The 18,057-nt window shown below is 29.1% G+C and carries 18 protein-coding genes and 1 riboswitch; of the genes, 9 read left to right on the top strand and 9 right to left on the bottom strand.

Annotated features, from left to right (window positions below; genetic code table 11):
• The first annotated feature begins 14 nt into the window (after nucleotides 1-14).
• The 5 genes from ACJJVK_RS06855 (at nucleotide 15) to arfB (ending at nucleotide 3,294) form a co-directional block, all read left to right on the top strand.
• Nucleotides 15-641: a 4'-phosphopantetheinyl transferase family protein gene (locus tag ACJJVK_RS06855; RefSeq protein ID WP_405564500.1), complete on the top strand. Its 627-nt coding sequence runs from the start codon at nucleotides 15-17 to the stop codon at nucleotides 639-641.
• Between the two features lie 94 nt (nucleotides 642-735).
• Nucleotides 736-1,368, top strand: coding sequence for a nicotinamide riboside transporter PnuC (pnuC, locus tag ACJJVK_RS06850; RefSeq protein WP_405564498.1), 633 nt, complete (start codon nucleotides 736-738; stop codon nucleotides 1,366-1,368).
• Nucleotides 1,329-1,931, top strand: coding sequence for an AAA family ATPase (locus ACJJVK_RS06845; RefSeq protein ID WP_405564496.1), 603 nt, complete (start codon nucleotides 1,329-1,331; stop codon nucleotides 1,929-1,931). The genes pnuC and ACJJVK_RS06845 overlap by 40 nt, the downstream gene beginning before the upstream one ends.
• A 45-nt stretch (nucleotides 1,932-1,976) precedes the next feature.
• Nucleotides 1,977-2,888: a phosphatase PAP2 family protein gene (locus tag ACJJVK_RS06840; protein ID WP_405564495.1), complete on the top strand. Its 912-nt coding sequence runs from the start codon at nucleotides 1,977-1,979 to the stop codon at nucleotides 2,886-2,888.
• Nucleotides 2,881-3,294, top strand: coding sequence for an alternative ribosome rescue aminoacyl-tRNA hydrolase ArfB (arfB, locus tag ACJJVK_RS06835; protein WP_405564493.1), 414 nt, complete (start codon nucleotides 2,881-2,883; stop codon nucleotides 3,292-3,294). Before ACJJVK_RS06840 ends, arfB begins: the two co-directional genes overlap by 8 nt.
• Here arfB and ACJJVK_RS06830 read toward each other — a convergent pair.
• Nucleotides 3,291-4,460, bottom strand: a complete 1,170-nt coding sequence (locus tag ACJJVK_RS06830) for a BamA/TamA family outer membrane protein (protein ID WP_405564491.1) — start codon at nucleotides 4,458-4,460, stop codon at nucleotides 3,291-3,293. The two genes, arfB and ACJJVK_RS06830, sit on opposite strands and share 4 nt — an antisense overlap.
• A gap of 232 nt (nucleotides 4,461-4,692) precedes the next feature.
• Nucleotides 4,693-4,828: riboswitch (TPP riboswitch) on the top strand.
• 140 nt (nucleotides 4,829-4,968) lie between these two features.
• Here ACJJVK_RS06830 and ACJJVK_RS06825 point away from each other — a divergent pair.
• On the top strand, nucleotides 4,969-7,359 hold the full coding sequence (locus tag ACJJVK_RS06825; RefSeq protein ID WP_405564488.1) for a TonB-dependent receptor: 2,391 nt from the start codon (nucleotides 4,969-4,971) through the stop codon (nucleotides 7,357-7,359).
• Between the two features lie 82 nt (nucleotides 7,360-7,441).
• Here ACJJVK_RS06825 and ACJJVK_RS06820 read toward each other — a convergent pair whose 3' ends face one another.
• Nucleotides 7,442-7,933, bottom strand: a complete 492-nt coding sequence (locus ACJJVK_RS06820) for a hypothetical protein (protein WP_405564486.1) — start codon at nucleotides 7,931-7,933, stop codon at nucleotides 7,442-7,444.
• Nucleotides 7,934-8,317: 384 nt separating this feature from the next.
• Here ACJJVK_RS06820 and ACJJVK_RS06815 point away from each other — a divergent pair, with 384 nt between their 5' ends.
• From ACJJVK_RS06815 to ACJJVK_RS06805, 3 genes are all read left to right on the top strand, one after another.
• Nucleotides 8,318-9,181, top strand: coding sequence for an RNA polymerase sigma factor RpoD/SigA (locus ACJJVK_RS06815; RefSeq protein WP_405564483.1), 864 nt, complete (start codon nucleotides 8,318-8,320; stop codon nucleotides 9,179-9,181).
• A gap of 92 nt (nucleotides 9,182-9,273) precedes the next feature.
• On the top strand, nucleotides 9,274-9,783 hold the full coding sequence (locus ACJJVK_RS06810; RefSeq protein WP_405564481.1) for a DUF3124 domain-containing protein: 510 nt from the start codon (nucleotides 9,274-9,276) through the stop codon (nucleotides 9,781-9,783).
• 1 nt (nucleotide 9,784) lies between these two features.
• Nucleotides 9,785-10,399 (top strand): MarC family protein, encoded by a 615-nt coding sequence (locus ACJJVK_RS06805; RefSeq protein WP_405564478.1) that lies wholly within the window; start codon nucleotides 9,785-9,787, stop codon nucleotides 10,397-10,399.
• A gap of 4 nt (nucleotides 10,400-10,403) precedes the next feature.
• On the opposite strand, the gene truB is transcribed toward ACJJVK_RS06805, so the two are convergent.
• From truB to ACJJVK_RS06770, 7 genes are all read right to left on the bottom strand, one after another.
• A complete protein-coding gene (gene truB, locus ACJJVK_RS06800; RefSeq protein ID WP_405564476.1) occupies nucleotides 10,404-11,099 on the bottom strand; it encodes a tRNA pseudouridine(55) synthase TruB in 696 nt (231 codons plus the stop codon).
• 64 nt (nucleotides 11,100-11,163) lie between these two features.
• Entirely contained in the window at nucleotides 11,164-11,958 is a 795-nt protein-coding gene (locus ACJJVK_RS06795; RefSeq protein ID WP_215994122.1) for an undecaprenyl-diphosphate phosphatase, read from the bottom strand.
• A gap of 3 nt (nucleotides 11,959-11,961) precedes the next feature.
• Entirely contained in the window at nucleotides 11,962-12,204 is a 243-nt protein-coding gene (locus ACJJVK_RS06790) for a DUF3098 domain-containing protein (RefSeq protein ID WP_215994121.1), read from the bottom strand.
• A 4-nt stretch (nucleotides 12,205-12,208) separates the two neighbouring features.
• The gene (locus ACJJVK_RS06785; protein WP_215994120.1) at nucleotides 12,209-13,087 is read right to left on the bottom strand and encodes an ABC transporter permease; all 879 of its coding nucleotides are present in this window, start codon (nucleotides 13,085-13,087) and stop codon (nucleotides 12,209-12,211) included.
• Between the two features lie 73 nt (nucleotides 13,088-13,160).
• A complete protein-coding gene (mce, locus tag ACJJVK_RS06780; RefSeq protein ID WP_405564471.1) occupies nucleotides 13,161-13,562 on the bottom strand; it encodes a methylmalonyl-CoA epimerase in 402 nt (133 codons plus the stop codon).
• 67 nt (nucleotides 13,563-13,629) lie between these two features.
• A complete protein-coding gene (locus tag ACJJVK_RS06775) occupies nucleotides 13,630-15,069 on the bottom strand; it encodes a DUF5689 domain-containing protein (RefSeq protein WP_405564469.1) in 1,440 nt (479 codons plus the stop codon).
• A 34-nt stretch (nucleotides 15,070-15,103) separates the two neighbouring features.
• Nucleotides 15,104-17,911 (bottom strand): carboxypeptidase-like regulatory domain-containing protein, encoded by a 2,808-nt coding sequence (locus ACJJVK_RS06770; protein WP_405564466.1) that lies wholly within the window; start codon nucleotides 17,909-17,911, stop codon nucleotides 15,104-15,106.
• Nucleotides 17,912-18,057 lie beyond the last annotated feature (146 nt).

Genomic DNA, 18,057 nt, shown 5'->3' with positions numbered 1-18,057 from the left:
AGAATTTAAAATATATGGCTCTTTACAAAACATTAACTATCAGCCCAGAAACGAAAGTTTTTATCTGGAAAATCGAAGAATCTATTGATGAATTAAAAGCTGGAATTTCTTTAACCGAAAAGAATCTTATTAGATTTAATTCGATGAAATCTGATTTACATCAAAAAGGATTTTTATCTATAAGGCATTTGTTAAAAGAAATTAATTTAACTGATGCTGATTTAATTTATGATGAATTTGGAAAACCACATTTAGATAAAGGACGTTTTATTTCGATTACACACTCTTTTAATTTTACAGCTATTATTTATTCTACACAAACAGAAGTTGGAATTGATATTGAAAAACAACGTGATAAAATTTTAAAAATAGCTCATAAATTTACACCAATTGAAGAGTATAAAACCATTGCAAATGCTGATGCTTTAATTAGTAAACTAACCATTGTTTGGGGAGCCAAAGAAAGTTTGTACAAAATTTACGGAAAGAAAAAACTACTTTTTTTACGTGATATTTATGTTGCTGATTTTAAATTTGCTGATGAAAAAACCACTGGTGAAATCCGTTTTAATGGAGAAACCTATGCTTATACTGTAAAATTTTTAGAGTTTGAAGGCTTTACTTGTGTGTTTGCGTATTAAAATAAGTTGTAAAGTTTTGAGCCACAAAGTTCCTAAGATTGGTAAATCCAAAAAATAACTTCTTACTTTTGATTTACAAAAACCCAAAAACATAATGTCAGAAATTTTTGATTTCTTTTTAAATGCTTATAAAAATACACCTACATTTTCTATAGTTTTAGAAGCCCTTGTTTTTTTATTTGGTATTGCCAGTGTTTGGTTTGCTAAAAAAGAAAACATTTTAGTGTATCCTACAGGTTTAGTTGCCACTGTAATTTCTGTTTACTTGCTTTACAAAGCTGAGTATTTTGGAGATATGATGATGAATTTCTATTATTCTGTAATGAGTATTTATGGTTGGTGGAACTGGTCTAGAACTAAAAATGATAAAGTTATAGTACCTATAACTAGAACTACATCTAAAGAAAAAATAATAGGTCTTGTTTTAGTTATTTTAACGATGATAGTTACTTATGCTGTCTATGTCAATTTTGATTACGAAATAAAAACTGAAAATTATATAGATATTTTTACATCAGGTATTTTCTTTACTGCAATGTGGTTTATGGCAACCAAAAAAATAGAAAACTGGACGCTTTGGATTTTTGCTGATTTAATAACTGTACCACTTTACGCATACAGAGGTTTAGGAATGTTATCTTTGCAATATTTAATTTTCACAATACTTGCAATACAAGGTTATTTAGCATGGAAGAAAAGCTTAAACAACATCCAATTAACATCGTAAAAGTTGTTTTATTTGGCCCTGAATCTACAGGAAAAACAACACTTTCTAAACATTTAGCTCGTTATTACAATACGGTTTGGGCTCCTGAATTTGCAAGAGAATATTTACAAAACAAGTGGAATAATGAACGTAAAACTTGTAAAGCTGATGACTTATTACCCATAGCCATTGGACAAATGAAACTCGAAAACAAACTAGCAAAAAAAGCAGATAAAGTTTTAATTTGCGATACAGATTTGTTAGAAACCAAAGTATATTCTCAGGAGTTTTATGGTGGTTTTGTTGATGATAAACTTAATGAAGCAGCTAAAATAAATCAATATGATTTGTATCTCTTAACTTACATAGACACACCTTGGGAAGAAGATGATTTAAGAGATAGACCAGAACAACGTTTAGAAATGTTTAACGCCTTTGAAAAAGCATTAAAAGATCACAATTGTAACTACATTTTATTAAAAGGAAATAAAGAAAGTCGTCTTAAAAAAGCGACGAAAGCTATTGACGAAATTATTCGCAAAAAAGAAAACTTACATTCATTTTCTGATTTAATGACTGAATAATTGTACTTTTAAATCCTGAAAAAGAATCCTATAAAAAATCAAAAAATGAAATTCTTAGTAACTTGTTTCGTATTTTTCTTTTCAATTTCTGTAATTTCTCAAAATCAAACATCTGATAGAAATCACTTGCAAACAGCTGGTTATGTATTTAAAACAAGCTTTAACACAATACCAAGTGATTTTGTTTTTTTAGGAAAAGAATTTTCTGACGATTGGAAAAAAACAGGTTATTATACAGCAGGTATTTTAGGATTAATTGCTACTGATAAAATTACTACTAAGTTTTATCATAATAATATAGAACCAAATATAGATTATAGCTTACCCAATATTACTCCTAAATTTTTAAGAAGCTCTAAAAACGTATGGATTAATGGAGAAAACTCTTACTTAACCTATCCAATTATTGGGGTATATTTGGGTTCTTTAATTACCAATAATGAAAAAGGGCAATTTGCTGCTGCAAACTCACTTAAAGCAATTGCTTATTCTACAATTATAACACAATTGTCTTTAAAAACAATTTTAGGTAGAAATAGACCCAACAGACCAATTGATGGTGTAATTTCAGAACCATTTACCAATAATAATTGGGATTTTTTTAATAGCAGAGATGGTTATTTATATGGTAGCCCAAAAGGAACTAGTTTACCTTCTATGCATGCAACTGGTTATTTTGCTTTAGCTAAAGTAATTCAAATGGAATTTGATAATTATTGGATTCCTTATAGTATAATGGCTATTACTTTTTTATCAGATATAAAAAGTCACGAACATTGGGTTAGTGATATGGTTGCTGGTGGAATTATAGGAACCCTTATAGGAAGATCTATTGTAAAAAGTAGCTGGAAAGCGCGTGGAATTTTACCTCAAAAACAAAGAAGTATTTCTTTTAATTACATTCCTCAGTTTTCATCAGAATTTACAGGTATAAAAATTATTGCTAATATTGAATGATCTTAAACAACATCAATTAATAAACGAATTAAACTTCAAAGCCATCAGAAGTTCTGGTGCTGGTGGGCAACATGTAAATAAAACATCATCTAAAATAGAATTGACTTTCGATTTAGAAAACTCACTCTCTTTATCCGAAGATGAAAAAACACTTCTAAAAACCAAATTAGCATCTAAACTTACCAAAGAAAACCTCTTGATTCTTTTTTGCGAAGAAACACGATCGCAACATAAAAATAAAGAATTAGCTATAAAACGTTTTTTACAATTGATAAAAACCAACTTGGTGAAACCCAAAAAAAGAAGACCTACTAAACCTAGTAGATCTTCAATTTTAAAAAATGTTGAAAAGAATAAACGAAAATCGCTTAAAAAGGACTTGCGTAAAAAGCCAAAACTCGATTAAAATGCTTCTGCTATATTTACGTAAAAGTTTCCATCAGTATCACTACCTGAACCAAAATCGAACCTGATATTTAGTTTTTCTTTTTTATCTAACATAAAACGCAAACCTACTCCATAATTCAATTTTATATCATTTAAACTTAAATTTTTCGATTTGTTAAACACGTCTCCTGCTCCTAAAAAAGCAACCATTCCTAATCTGCTATCTTTAAACGTTTTTCTATACTCAACTTGTGCTGCTAATAAATTTTCCTCAATATACCTACCTTCAATATAACCACGCATAATTTCTTCGTTACCAAAAAGCGCCAATTCAGACAAAGGTGTATCTCCATTTGCAAAATGTCCAATAGCTTGAAAAGCCAAAACATCATCATTTTTTTGAGACACTTTTAAATAATGTCTTAAATCGAATCTTGTTAACTCAAATTGATGAGTACCTCCTAAAGCCGTTCCATAAAAACCTCTGGTTAATTCTAAATACCAACCTTTAGAGGCATTTAAAATATTATCTCTACTATCATACAAAGCTGCTAACTCAAAACCGACAGAAGTAGAACCATCAAAACCTGAAGGCTGATTAGTAGCTAATAATTTATTTGATTCTATTTTAGTTTTATAAATTTTATTATAACGCACACCACCACCTAAAAACAGATAACGTGTAAATGCCTGTTTTAATAAAATAGGTTCGAATAAAAATTGATAATTATCGTAATTTTCTTCGTCTGTTTCTGGTGAATTTTGACCAATTCCATAATATAATCTTGGGTAATTTTGAAAAATTATATTACCTGATATTACCCATTTTTCCTGATTTGTAAAAATTTCGAATCCAGAATACACAAAAAACTGATTTTTAAGCGTATATAACAAAGAAACTGGCATATTAGAAGTTCTAGTTTCTTCTCCACTTCCTTTAAACTTAAATAAATATTTTGCACCAACTCCAAAACCTAAACTCGTTTCTGGTGAGTAACTTAAAATAGGAGCTGTAATAATTTTTGATAAATACAAAGTAGAATCTTTTGCAACTTTATCTTTGTTTGGATAAAATGTAAAGTATTCTACAAACTTATCTAATCCGCTTTCTTTTTCTTGTGCATTTAAGGGTAAACTTAGAGTTAGAATACAAATTAATAACCCTATTTTCTGTGATATTCTCATTAGTTGATATGTATTAGAAAAAAGTGTTTTTCTTAAAAAAACAAAAGAACACTTTTATATTGAGTTACAAATTTATTGTTTTCTTATAGCAAGAATGTGCTCTATTGCAGTATATAATACACCATATGCGAAATGAAAGCTAATTTAATTTTTGTTTTTTTTAAAGAAATATACTTTGAAAAAAAATCAATTTTATATTTCATAAGAAACTTTTAGCACTTAATTTTGCAGCGTTCTCATAAAGGGGTGCTAAAACTGAATTAAGTTCCAAATTTGATAGATTTTGAAATAAATTCAGCTAAAGCTGAGATCATACCCAATGAACCTAGAACAGGTAATGCTGTTTAGGGATTATATTTTTAACGTCTTTGCAAGGCAATTTATAAAATTACTGTAGTAGTCTAAAAAAACAGATTACAGCAAAAAATTGCAACGACTTAAATAACTAATTATTCAATATTAAACACAAGAATAATTACCTCTTTTTATTCGTTTTAAATTTTTTAAAATGAAAAAAATTACCTTTTTTTTATTCTTGTTTGCAAGTATTATTGCAAACGCCCAATCGTTTACTGTAAAAGGAACTGTTTACGACGAAAACAAAAAACCTTTAGCTGGAGCATCTATTTTAGTTAAAGAAAAGAAACTAGGAACATCAACAGATTTTGATGGTAATTTTAGTTTAAAATTAGCAAAAGGAACGTATACTTTAGAAGTTTCTTTTTTAGGCTACAAAACGATTTCTGATAAAATTATCATCAACCAAAATGAAGCTTATGACATCATTTTAAAACAAGATGAAACTGTTTTGGAAGAAGTTTTAGTATCTGCAGTTCGTGCAAATACAGATGTGCCAGTAACCTTCTCTAATTTATCAAAAAAAGAAATTGCAAAACGTAATTTAGGGCAAGACATACCTATTCTATTAAACTATATGCCTTCTGTGGTTTCTTCTTCAGATGCTGGTGCAGGTGTGGGTTATACTTATATGAGCGTTCGTGGTTCTAATGGAGAAAGAATTAACGTTACTGTAAACGGAATTCCTTATAATGATGCAGAAAGTCATGGAACTTTTTGGGTTAATTTGGGTGATTTTGCTTCATCAACTCAAAACTTACAACTGCAAAGAGGTGTAGGTACATCAACCAATGGTTCTGGAGCTTTTGGTGCAAGTTTAAATATTTTAACAGATGCAGTTTCAGACGAAGCTTTTGGAGAAATCTCTAATTCTTTTGGTTCTTACAACACCAGAAAACATACTGTAAAATTTAGTACTGGAAAAATTAACGATCATATAGAAATTGCAGGACGTTTATCTAATATTTCTTCTGATGGTTATATTGATAGAGCTACATCAGATTTAAAATCTTACTATTTACAAGGTAGTTTTACAGATGAAAATACATTAATTAAAGCGATTACTTTTGGCGGAAAAGAAAAAACCTACCAAGCTTGGTATGGTTTAACTGCGGATGAATTAGCTGCAGACAGAAGACAAAATCCGTACACTTATGATAATGAAGTAGATGATTATGGTCAAAATCATTATCAATTACACTGGAATGAAAAATTAAACGACAGTTGGTCTACAAACTTAGGATTAAATTATACAAAAGGATCTGGTTTTTTTGAGCAGTTTGAAGACGATACAGATGAAATAGATTTATATGATGGTATTGTTGTTGCTACAGATTCTTATATTAATGATTGGGGTGAAGTTGTACCAATTACAGATGTAATTAGAAGACGCTGGCTAGAAAATGATTTTTATGTTGTAAATTTTAATACAAATTATAAAACTGATCACTTAAATTTAATTTCAGGAATTTCGTATTCTAATTATACTGGAGATCATTTTGGTGAAGTTATTTGGGCAAAAGAATTATCTGAAAATGCAAATATCAGAGATCGTTATTATTTTTCTGATGCTAAAAAAACAGATTTTTCTGTATTTACAAAAGCTACTTTTGATATTAGCGAAAACCTTGCTGGTTATGCAGATTTACAAGGTAGATTTGTAAATTACGAAACTGCAGGTTTAACTTCTGATAGAGATCCTATAGATGTAGATGCTAGTTTTAGTTTTTTTAATCCTAAATTCGGATTAACCTATAAAATTAACAATAGTAATAAACTATACACTTCTTTTGCTGTAGCAAACAGAGAGCCAAATAGAAACGATTTTGAAGGTGATGTTACAACTCCTGAAAGGTTAAACGATTTAGAATTTGGATGGCGTTTAAACAAACCAACTATTAAACTAAACACTAATATCTACTATATGGATTATAAAAATCAGTTAGTTTTAACTGGTGCTTTAGATGATGTTGGAGCGCCTATTAGAGCTACTTCTGGTAGTAGTTACAGATTAGGTTTAGAAATTGATGCAGATATTAAAATCTCTAATAAATTTTCTATAAAACCAAATGCTGCTTTTAGTTCTAATAAAAACAGAGATTTCTTTGTTACTAGAGATGGAAACGAAAATCCTACTGCATTAGGTAATACAGACATTTCATTTTCGCCTGATGTTGTTGTTGGTAATATGTTGAACTATAATCCTACAGAAAATTTACAAATCTCATTTTTATCAAAATTTGTAGGCAAACAGTTTATGAGCAACTTTAGTAGTGCTATTTCTGAAAATGATGTTTTAGACTCATTTTTTACAAGCGATTTAAACATTGTTTATCAAATAAAACCGAATAAAATCTTTAAATCAATTACGTTAACAGCTTTAGTAAATAATATTTTTGACACAGAATATGTAGATAGAGGTTATTATGGTATTTACGATGATGATTGGTCTGTTGCTGGTGTTACAACTACAGTTGATTATGCAGGTTACTTTCCACAAGCTACTAGAAACTTTTTAATTGGGGCTACTCTTCGTTTTTAGGTAAAAACTTTTTTAAAAATATAAAAGCCGTTTCAAAATTTTTTGAAACGGCTTTTTAATTTTCTTTTTCAGTTAAAAAAAATTAGCTATTTGTATAATCTTCTACTCTTTCATTAATATCTTTTCTTAAGTCTTTAAATTCTTTATTTAACTCTTTACAATTGGCTCTTATTTGTTGAGTAGATTCGTTTAACTCATCAATTAAAACAGTGAATTCTTTTTCTACATCATTTATTTCTTCTTGCACTTCATTGGTTTGCAACCAACTTGGTATAGTTTCTGAGAGATTATTCACAAACTTTTTTAAATAAATAATTCTATTTTTAGATATTTTAAACTCATCATTTTCCATACTTAATAACTGAGCATTTGCCATGTTATATGCGTTCCAATTCTCAAAAACAAAGCCATCTTCGTAATTTTTTCTGATAATTTCAGTATCACCATTATCTAATTCTATGTAAACAACATCAGAATTACTTTTTAAATCCGTTTTTTCTTCATTTTTAAAATTACAAGAACTAATAAGTAATACAGCTGCTAATAATATTTTAATTTTATATTTAGATTTCATTGTTGCTATCGTTTTTATTCTATACAAAATTAAAGCATAAACAAACTTAATTTTAGCGCAAATGATTTGATTGTTAACCCAATCAAAAAAAACTAAAATTCATCATTTTTCAATAAAAACTGATTAAAAACGAACAAAAAAACCTGTTTTCTTAGTAAAATCGGCTTATTTTATGTAATTTCGAGATCTATGAAAAAATTAAAATTACATCAGCAAAGCATCATTATAAATAATAGAAATGCTACTGATTTCTCTTCAAATTTTGTTTTCTAGTTTTTCTACATTCTACATCATTAGTTACAATTCATAAACTTTACTAACAAGTTTAATTGTTACAACCTATTTTAAAATTTCACCTTTCAAACATCAAAAAAAATCTTATTTATGAGACAACTTAAAATTGCAAAACAAGTAACCAATCGTGATGAAAAATCCTTAGAAAAATATTTTCAAGAAATTAGTAAAATAGGCTTAATTACGGCTGATGAAGAAGTTGAATTGGCTTTAAAAATAAAAAAAGGAGATGGCAGAGCTTTAGATAAATTGGTAAAAGCAAATTTACGTTTTGTAGTTTCTGTTGCAAAACAATACCAAGGACAAGGTTTAAAATTGTCTGATTTAATTAATGAAGGCAATTTAGGTCTTGTAAAAGCAGCCAAACGTTTTGATGAAACAAGAGGTTTTAAATTTATTTCTTATGCAGTTTGGTGGATTCGTCAATCGATTATGTCTGCTTTAGCAGAACAATCTAGAATTGTGCGTTTGCCTTTAAATAAAATTGGTAGCATTAGTAAAATTAAAAAAGTATACTCAAAATTAGAACAACAAAACGAAAGAATACCAACTTATGTAGAGATTGCAAATGAGTTAGATACTACTGTAAGTAGTGTTGCACAATCTATGAAAAATTCTGGCAAACACCTTTCTATGGATGCGCCTTTTAAAGATGGTGAAGATACAAATTTATATAATGTTTTAAAGACAAATGAGTTTCCAAGACCCGATAAAAAGTTAATGAAAGAGTCTTTAAATACAGATATTGAAAGGGCTTTAAATATACTTACTCAAAAAGAAGCTAAGGTAATTAAAATGTTTTTTGGTTTAGGCAACTACAAACCTACTAGTTTAAGTGAAATTGGAGAAACATTCGATTTAACTAGAGAACGTGTAAGACAAGTAAAACAAAGAGCTATTAAACGTTTGAAAAACAAATATAAAACAGAGGTTTTACGTTATTATTTAGGGTAGACAAAAAGTAAGCAACCAAAAAATATCTAAGTAAAATACAATATATTTGTTTATAGAAATTAAATTGTTAGAAATTTGAAAATATTAACTTTATGAAACCAAAATATCTTGTATTAGTTTTAATATTCCTGATTTTTAATTGTGAAAAGAAAAACGGAATCGATACTTTAAATTCAGAAAACTGGTCGAAGCGAAAAATAAATCATGTTTTAAACGATTCTTTAGAATATGGAAAATCTTACCTTTCTATTTATTCTGAAATTTATAGTTTTACTGATAGTAAAAAAATAAGTTTAACATCGATGATAAGCATAAGAAATACAAGCGATTTAGATACCATTTATCTCTTAAAAGCCGAGTATTTTGATACTGAAGGCAAATCGATTCGAAAATATTTTGATTATCCTATTTTTATTGCTCCATTAGAAACCACAGAAATCATAATTGGAGAAAAAGACGTAACTGGTGGTACTGGTTCTAATTTTATTTTTGAGTGGAAAAAGCAAAAAAACACACCAGAACCTATTTTTGAAGCAGTAATGACATCAACAATGAGTCAACAAGGGTTATCTTTTACAACACAAGCAAAACGAATTCAGTAATATGGCTGAAATTTTAACCACTATCTTTTTTGTATTTGCTGTTATAGATCCTATAGGTAGTGTACCTGTTTACCTAGAAGCTACCAAAGAATTTGATTTAAAATACAAGAAAAAAATTGCTATTCGTGCTTCTGTAATGGCGTTTTTAATTCTTTTATTTTTTATTGTAATTGGGCAACTGATTCTAGAAGGTATGTCTGTTTCTTTAGATGCTTTTCAGATTTCTGGTGGTGTAATTTTATTCTTATTTGCATTAACAATGATTTTTGGTGATGGCAAACCTGAACTAGAAAAAAATCGTATTACCGATTATAAACACGTTACTATTTTTCCTATTGCAATACCATCAATAGCTTCTCCTGGAGCAATTATGGCTGTTGTTTTAATGACGGATAATCATTTATATTCTATACAACAACAAATTATTACTACAGGAATTGTTCTATTAGTTATTGGCTTAACTTGTATTATTCTTTTGGGTGCAAATCTCTTGCAAAAAAGAATTGGTAGTTACGGAATTACAGTAATCAGTAAAATTATGGGTTTAATTTTAGCTTCTTATGCTGTACAAAGTATTTTAACTGGAATTACGAGCTACTTTTCGAATTTACAGTAGTATTTTAATGCGCTAATTCTTCTATAAATTGCGCTATAGAAACTGCATCATCAACTGAAAAATCACCAATTTTAGTTCTTCTTAAGGCTGATAAATGTCCGCCAGAATTTAGTGCTTTCCCAAAATCGTAAGCTAAAGAACGAATGTAAGTTCCTTTACTACAAACCACTCTAAAATCTACATTTGGTAAATCAATATTAGTAATTTCGAATTCTGAAATAGTTATTTCTCTAGATTTAATTTCTGTAGTTTCTCCTTTTCTAGCCAATTCGTATAAACGCTTTCCGTCTTTTTTAATTGCTGAAAAAATTGGTGGTTTCTGCTGAATATTACCAATAAATTGTTGAGTAGTTTCTTTTAATAAAGATTCTGTAATATGTTCTATTGCAAAAGTCTCGTTAACCTCAGTTTCTAAATCGTAACTTGGTGTTGTTGCACCTAAAGTAATTGTACCTGTATATTCTTTTATTTGACCTTGATACGTATTGATTTCTTTAGTTTGCTTACCAGTACAAATTATTAATAAACCAGTCGCAAGCGGATCTAAAGTACCTGCATGACCCACTTTTATTTTTTTGATATTAAAGCGTTGCTTAATATGCCAACGTAATTTATTTACAACTTGAAAAGAGGACCAAGTTAAAGGTTTATCAACCAATAAAACTTGACCGTTTTTAAAATCATCTTCTGTTCTTATCATTTAAAAAATAAAGCGTTTCTTACTTTGGATAATCAGTTTAGCACTAAATGAACATCAACCTAAATTAGTTAAAAAGTGCATAACCAATGGCAATTACACCAACTACTGCACAGTAAATTGAAAAGTAAGATAATTTACTTTTCTTAACCAAAGCAATCATCCATTTACATGCTAAAATACCTGCTAAAAATGCAGCTATAAAACCTGCTGAAATTGGTAACATTTCTGATGATTGGAAATTCAAATCGCCACTTAAAACATCTTTACCAATCTTTCCAAAAATTAAAGGAACAACCATTAAAAATGAAAATTTTGCTGCTCTAGTTCTGTCTATACCTAATAAAACTGAAGTAGAAATAGTTGCACCAGATCTAGAAATACCTGGCAACATTGCAATTGCTTGAGAAACACCTATTATAACAGAATTTACAAAAGACACTTCTTTATTGGTGTTTTTTGCCTTGTCTGCAAGTAATAAAAGTAAAGCTGTAACTAACAACATTACACCTACTAATAATATTTTACCACCAAAAAAAGACTCTAATTGCTCTTCAAAAAGTAAACCCACAATAACTGCAGGAATCATAGAAATTATGATTTTTAAAGAAAACTTTAACTCATCATTCCATTTAAATTGGAATAATCCTTTAAAAATTTCTGCCACTTCTTTTCTAAAGATAACCAAAGTACTTAATGCTGTAGCAAAATGCAAAACTACTGTAAAGGTTAAACTTTCTTCTGGTACTGATGTATCACCTAAAATAGCTTTTGCTAATTCTAAATGACCACTAGATGATACTGGTAAAAATTCTGTTAACCCTTGGATAACTCCAAGAATTATTGCTTCTAAAACATCCATAGCTTATTTTTTTGGGTCTACTAATATTGCATAAATTTCTATTCCAAGGCCTATAATTACTAAAGTTGGCGCTAAACGAATTCGTTGCCAATTGTATATTTCTTCATTGAAAACGTTAGGATCATCACTACCTCCACCAGACATAAAAATAAAACCTAAAGTAATAAAAACAATACCTATAAGCATAATGATATAGTTCTTTTTGCCGAATAAAAATTCTTGATCTTGATTGATTTCTTTTTTCATATTTTTAATAATAAAGTTCGTCTGTTTTTAGATTCAGAAAACGTTGTGTTGCAAAAAATGTACTAATCCAAGTTATTATAAATGCTGATAAAAGCACACCTACTGCAATATATCCTAAAGTAATATAATCTTCTAAAAACTGTAAACTTGGTATGTATTTATCTAAATAATAAACAACAACTCCTAAACCTGCTAAAGCTATAATTGCCCCAATCATACCTAATTTTATGCTTCTCCAAATAAATGGTCTGCGAATAAAACTTTTGGTTGCACCCACCATTTGCATGGTTTTAATATTAAATCGTTTCGAATAAATTGATAATCTAATTGAACTGTTAATTAATATCATTGCAATTAAGCTAAAAAATCCGCTTAAAACTAAAAGCCAAAAACTAATTCTATTGATGTTTTTAGTTAACAAATTAATTAAAGGTTTATCGTAAGAAACATCAGCAACAAAGGCATTTTTAGAAAATCTTTGTTCTAACTCTGTAATTTTTTCTGGAGTAACAAAATCTGCTTTTAAGTAAATATCTATTCCGTTTTTTAAAGGATTTTCTCCTAAAAACTCTAAAAAATCTTCACCAATTTCTTCGCTATATTTTTTTGCTGCTTGTGCTTTGCTTGTATAAATTGCCTTTTTTGTGAATTCTTCTGTTAATAGAGATTCTCTAAAGGTTTTTATTTGTTTTTGAGTTACGTTATCTTTTATAAAAAGTGTAATTGCTACTTTTTCTTTAACGTAGTTAGCAGCTTTTGTAGATTTTAGTAATATCAACCCTAGAACACCTACCATAAAAAGCACCAAGGCAATACTAATTACAACTGAAATGTAAGAAGATGTTAAGCGTCTTTTTTGATAAGAGTCAAATTTTGATGACATTAATTAACTGTTAAAAATCGTTGCAAGATAATAATTACGTTTCAGTTGATAGTAAGAGTTTGCAGTATTTTAACTAATTGATTTCTTGGCACAATTCTATAAGAACTCCATTTGTACTTTTTGGATGCAAAAAAGCAACTAATTTGTTGTCTGCACCTTTTTTGGGAGTTTCGTTTAAGATGATAAAACCTTCGTTTTTTAATCTTTTTATTTCTGAAACAATATCGTTTACTGCAAAAGCTATATGATGAATTCCTTCTCCTTTTTTATCGATAAATTTTGCAATAGGACTTTCTGCATTCGTTGCCTGTAACAACTCTATTTTATTAGGACCTGTTTTAAAGAAAGAGGTTTTTACGCCTTCTGATAAAACTTCTTCTGTTTTATAATGCTTTTCACCAAAAAGCGCTGCAAATAGCAGATTTGATTTCTCTAAATCTTTTACAGCAATCCCTATATGTTCTATTTTATCCATTTTGTAAAAATAAAAAAACCAGTAAACTTAATTACTGGTTCTTTATTATTTTAAAAAAACTAAAGGATTAGTTTCCTGAAATTTTTACATTATCTACTTGAAAAGTAGTTGTAACTCCATTATCTGCACCAACATATCTAAAGGCAACATGTAATTTACCAGTTAAACAAGATATGTTTATAGAACCTGAACTAGAAAAAGAATTATAACCAGAAGTTGGTCCTGAAGATAAATCTGCATCAACTTTTAACCAAGTTGCTGTTGTTACATCTCCTGTAAAATCTGAAGAAACAAATGCTGTAAGTGCAGCACCATTATCATAACCTGTATTTGTTTCAAATGTTAACTCTTCATCAGTTGTTGAATCTAAATCTACTTCTGGCGTAACTAACCAAACTTCTAAAGGAGACTCATCACTATTATATGCACTTATTTGCACATATCTGTTACCACTAAAACTTGTAGAAGAATAAAGAGTACTACCTCCATTTACGTTTACATTTGTCCATCCTGCAGCAGTTAAAGCAGTTGCAGAAGAAATGCTTTCAAAATCTTCTTCTAATAAAATTGTACTACCACCAACAGTACCTGTACATTCTAAAACTGGAGGATCACATCTAGCATCATCTGTAAAATCCATATCAGATGGTTTATTTACAACAGCTACTAAAAATTCAGATGCATAATCTTTAGATAAAACTCCTGTAAAAGAACCTTTACCTTGAGGTACTAAATTCGATTTAAAACTAGCAAAAGTACTTGTTTGTAGTTGAATTGTAGCTTCTGTATCGCACTCAAAAATAGTTCTAAAACCATCATACTCGTCACTAGATTCGCCAGCAAAAGTTTTAGCTACATCAGATTTTAAAAATTGAGCAGAAGGTAATTGAATCATTGTATTTATGTGTGCATCTGTAATATCTGCTAATTGAATTGAAGTTGGCACAATATCTACTGTTGTAGCAGATCTCCAAATATGGTTTTCAATTTCTGTTGATGGTATATCATCTACTTGATCACCTGCTAAAACACCTAAAACGTATTTACCCAAAACGTCGTTTGTTGGGTCTATCCAACTAGCGCTTTCTCCATCATCATAAGAAACAGATAAACCATCTAATTTAATATAAATTTTTCTACCTACTTCGTAAGTTTCACCTAATGAAGTTTGGTTTAATACAATTTCTATACCTGCTGTTGGGTTTTCTGGATTGTCTTGTACAATTAACTTTTTGTAAAAATTACCTGTTGCATCACTAGAAACAACATAAGCTTCTACATAAGTAGGGTTGTCTTCATTTTCATAAAAAGTATATGTAATATCTCCTGTAGAGTTGTACTCTTGTTGTAACGCTGTTTGAATGGCTAAAACTGAAGAATTAACTGTAATATCTGGTTCTACTACAGATACGTTTGGCACTGCAAAATCGCCATCTTCTACACAAGAAAATATTGTTAAGGCCACCATTATTAATGATAAAAAGCCGTAAATTTTATTTGTTTTCATAATTGTATTTATTAATTATTTTTTTATTTTTTATTTAAAATCTGTAGCTTAAGTTTAAGAAGTAATTTGTTCCTCTACCAAACCAATATTTGTTTCCAAAAACAGGTGTATCTAATTCTTTATCTGCTTTTAGTTCTCTATAATTTGCATTTCTACCTTGCTCAAAACCACCTGATTTGTACTCAGTGTTAAAAATATTACCAATACTAGCAAAAAGGCTAATGTATTGATTACCTATTTTCCAAGATTTACCACCAATCATATTTACTACCATATAATTATCAAACTTTTCTTGTTGTAACAATTCTCTAGCAATATCTTCATCATAATCGTTAAAAGGAACTCCTCCATCATCTGCAAAGTTAGATGTTCTTGTTAAAGGAGCTATATCTACATAAACATTATCGAAAAAGTTTGCAGTTGCACCTACAAACCAATAATCTGGATCTCTATATTCAAAACCAACTGAATAAGCTGTTTGTGGACCAGCTGCTAATTTGTAATTTTTAAGATTGGCTTCACCAAAATCTTTACGACCATCTACAAAACCTGCTTCTTGAGAACGAGTATTGTTTTCTGTAGTTAAGTATAAATTTGGATTATTATCATAAGTATACTGACCAATATTACCTGCTGCTTTTAATTTAATAGTTGGTGTAACTTGTGCTTCTATACCAAATTCTGCTCCAAAATTCTTCTTATCAATACCTGATAAAACTTCTTGTACAAAGGCTGTATTGTCTCCTCCAATTCCATCAGCAAAGAAAAAAGAAATTTCTGTTGCATCTTGGGATTTAATATAATAACCTGTTAATTTAGCTTGAATAATTGGCCCCCTAAAAATGTAACTAATATCTGTAGCAAGTACTTTTTCGCTTGTTAAATTATCTACAGTGCTATTATTTTCTCTTGAGTTAGAAAATGAGTTTCTTAAATTAGGTGCTTTTGTTAAATAACCTGCATTAAAATCAAGTAAATGACGCCCTGTAAATTTATAGGTAAAACCTCCTTTTGCTCCGTAATTAGAAAAAGATAATTCATCAGATTTACCTAAAGAATTGTCTGCAAAACCTCCATTTTGGAATAACCCTTCTCTTTGGTGTGTAGTTCTTGATACATTTGCAGCTAAATAAAAATCTACTTTATTATATTTAAATTGCCCTTGAACAAAACCATCAATTACACTTGAGTTTAAATCGAAGTTGTATTTAAATTTATCTCCTTCTCCTACAACATTTAAAGGGTTTAATAAATCATTCTGTTTCTCATCGAAAGTATCTGCAAAAGAATCTGCATCTAAATAACCTGTACCACCTAATAAATCGATTACTTCTGCAAAGTTTTCAGATTTTAATTGTGTGTATTGTAACCTTCCATTTATAGTAACGTTATCAGAAACTTCGTGTGCAAGAATACTATTAATTGTTAGTTGCTTATCATCATTTCTGTCTTCATATAATACATAAGAAGAATTCCCACCATTTGCAGGGTTTAAATTAGCATTATATAAACTATTCCAATCTAATTGACCATCATTTAAAAAGTTTTGTTGAATACCGTAAATATTAGAATAACCTTGTCTTAAACCGTAACTTGGTAATTTTTGGTAATATGTAGGATCTGGATTAGATGCACCAAGATTTACAATATATGGGTTTCCATTACCATCAACAGCAGTTCCATCTACTCTAGTTCCATTATTATCTATTCTACTATTACCAGTTCTACCAAATTGATAAGAAACATTTGTATTTATAGATGTTTTATCACTTAAAGTCCAATAATGATTCAACATTAAAATTGGTTCAAAAACCTCTTTTATACGAGAGTTTCTCATTTGTCCATTTTGATATCCCCAGTACGAATTGTATGCGATACCTTTTAAATCAAAAACTTCTTGTGTTTGCGGAGCTGATTTACCTCTTCTATTAAAAGCACTTATAGAAGTAAAATTGATACTATGTTTTTCATTGAATTTCTTTTCTACGGATGCAAACATAGAAATTGCATTATAACTTGTACCATCTACAAAACCTTCTAAAGCAGATCTTCTACTTGCTGCAACTGTATAAGCCCAGCCATCTTGAGACAAACCAGAAGAATGAGTAACCATAAGTCTGTGAGCATAACTTCTGTTAGATGAAGAATAAGAAACTCTTGTACCTGCTCTTTGTTCTGCTGCTCTAACATTTATATTTGTAGAACCTAACACACCACCAAATGTATATGCAGAAGGTGTTAAACCATTGCTAAATTCTTGATTTCTTAAAACATCGTTTAAACCACCCCAGTTACTCCATTGTGGTCTTCCACTATAGAGCTTATTCATATCTAAACCGTTTATAAGCACTTTACCATTTTCTGAATCTAAACCTTTAATTCTAAAAAATGAAGAACTAAATTCATAAGCTGCAGTTCTTAAATAAAGATCTCTAGAAGCTTGTAATAAACCAGAAATATTATCTGCAGCACTTGCATCATCATTTAATTCATCGTCTGTGATGGTAATTAAACTTAAATCTTGATCTACAGTAATATCTTTATATAGTAGAATACTCCCTAAATCTATTGTTTTGCCATTTAGTTCTATAGGAAAATTTTGAGTTTCATAACCTAATAATTTTACCTCTAAGATATAAGTTCCATTTGGTATGCTTTTTATTACAAATACACCATCAGAACCAGTTTCTTGATTATAATTAGTATTTATAACGCTTACCAAAACACTAGCTAGAGGATTTTCGGAATCGCTATCTGCAACAACTCCTTTTACAATATTCTGTGCATTTATTCCGCAAAGCAAGAATAATGACATAAATATTGATAAAATATTTTTTTTCATAAATGTTTGATTATATTTCGTTATTTTTTTTGTTAAAAACGGGTGTAAATTTAAGAAATTTTAAGAAATTCTAATGTTAACATAACATTATATAATTTTTGGCTTAAAATTTGTTTCATAAATTTGCAAATCTAAATATAACCATA

It is taken from the genome of Polaribacter sp. Asnod6-C07 (genome assembly GCF_045063625.1).
GTDB classification, from domain to species: Bacteria; Bacteroidota; Bacteroidia; order Flavobacteriales; family Flavobacteriaceae; genus Polaribacter; species Polaribacter vadi_A.
This window is presented reverse-complemented; position numbering and strand designations above follow the sequence as displayed.

Coding starts and splice junctions, on each gene's coding strand:
- ACJJVK_RS06810 (WP_405564481.1), top strand. CDS start 9,274: ATGAAACCAAAATATCTTGTATTAGTTTTAATATTCCTGATTTTTAAT.
- ACJJVK_RS06825 (WP_405564488.1), top strand. CDS start 4,969: ATGAAAAAAATTACCTTTTTTTTATTCTTGTTTGCAAGTATTATTGCA.
- ACJJVK_RS06770 (WP_405564466.1), bottom strand. CDS start 17,911: ATGAAAAAAAATATTTTATCAATATTTATGTCATTATTCTTGCTTTGC.
- ACJJVK_RS06845 (WP_405564496.1), top strand. CDS start 1,329: ATGGAAGAAAAGCTTAAACAACATCCAATTAACATCGTAAAAGTTGTT.
- pnuC (WP_405564498.1), top strand. CDS start 736: ATGTCAGAAATTTTTGATTTCTTTTTAAATGCTTATAAAAATACACCT.
- truB (WP_405564476.1), bottom strand. CDS start 11,099: ATGATAAGAACAGAAGATGATTTTAAAAACGGTCAAGTTTTATTGGTT.
- ACJJVK_RS06795 (WP_215994122.1), bottom strand. CDS start 11,958: ATGGATGTTTTAGAAGCAATAATTCTTGGAGTTATCCAAGGGTTAACA.
- ACJJVK_RS06815 (WP_405564483.1), top strand. CDS start 8,318: ATGAGACAACTTAAAATTGCAAAACAAGTAACCAATCGTGATGAAAAA.
- ACJJVK_RS06785 (WP_215994120.1), bottom strand. CDS start 13,087: ATGTCATCAAAATTTGACTCTTATCAAAAAAGACGCTTAACATCTTCT.
- ACJJVK_RS06855 (WP_405564500.1), top strand. CDS start 15: ATGGCTCTTTACAAAACATTAACTATCAGCCCAGAAACGAAAGTTTTT.
- ACJJVK_RS06805 (WP_405564478.1), top strand. CDS start 9,785: ATGGCTGAAATTTTAACCACTATCTTTTTTGTATTTGCTGTTATAGAT.
- ACJJVK_RS06790 (WP_215994121.1), bottom strand. CDS start 12,204: ATGAAAAAAGAAATCAATCAAGATCAAGAATTTTTATTCGGCAAAAAG.
- mce (WP_405564471.1), bottom strand. CDS start 13,562: ATGGATAAAATAGAACATATAGGGATTGCTGTAAAAGATTTAGAGAAA.
- ACJJVK_RS06820 (WP_405564486.1), bottom strand. CDS start 7,933: ATGAAATCTAAATATAAAATTAAAATATTATTAGCAGCTGTATTACTT.
- ACJJVK_RS06775 (WP_405564469.1), bottom strand. CDS start 15,069: ATGAAAACAAATAAAATTTACGGCTTTTTATCATTAATAATGGTGGCC.
- ACJJVK_RS06830 (WP_405564491.1), bottom strand. CDS start 4,460: ATGAGAATATCACAGAAAATAGGGTTATTAATTTGTATTCTAACTCTA.
- ACJJVK_RS06840 (WP_405564495.1), top strand. CDS start 1,977: ATGAAATTCTTAGTAACTTGTTTCGTATTTTTCTTTTCAATTTCTGTA.